Genomic DNA, 606 nt, shown 5'->3' with positions numbered 1-606 from the left:
CGCCGACCGTGGAACGCATCGCCCGCGAAGTGCAGAGCGTGCATGAGATGGGCGTGGAAATCTGCATGGTCATCGGCGGCGGCAACATCTTTCGCGGGCTTCAGGGCTCCGCGCAGGGTATGGAACGGACCACCGCCGATTACATGGGCATGCTCGCCACGGTGATGAACGCGCTGGCGATGCAATCCGCTTTGGAAAGCCTCAAGATCCACACGCGCGTCATCAGCGCGATCACGATGAACGAAGTGGCGGAGCCCTATATCCGCCGCCGCGCCGTACGCCATCTGGAAAAGAAGCGGGTCTGCATCTTTGCCGCCGGCACGGGCAACCCCTATTTCACCACCGATACCGCCGCCACGCTGCGCGCGAACGAAATGTCCTGCGAGGCGATTTTCAAGGGCACCAAGGTCGACGGCGTCTATGACAAGGATCCGGCCAAGCACGACGACGCCAAGCGCTACGACACGGTCAGCTACGACGACGTCCTGCAAAAGCGCCTGGGTGTCATGGATGCCTCTGCCATCGCGCTGGCGCGCGACAACAACCTGCCGATCATCGTCTTTTCGCTGGATGAGCCCGGCGGGTTCAAGGGGATCCTTGCGGGCG

The 606-nt window shown here is 62.7% G+C and carries 1 protein-coding gene; it reads left to right on the top strand.

Going from position 1 to position 606, the window contains the following annotated elements:
- On the top strand, positions 1–606 hold a 606-nt coding region (gene pyrH, locus A3764_RS20910), incomplete at both ends, for a UMP kinase (protein WP_067952056.1).

Origin of the sequence: Sulfitobacter sp. HI0129 (genome assembly GCF_001635395.1) — a bacterium.
In the GTDB taxonomy this organism is placed as follows: Bacteria; Pseudomonadota; Alphaproteobacteria; order Rhodobacterales; family Rhodobacteraceae; genus Sulfitobacter.
Note: the sequence above shows the minus strand (reverse complement) of the source record. Positions and strands in the feature narration are given on the sequence as shown.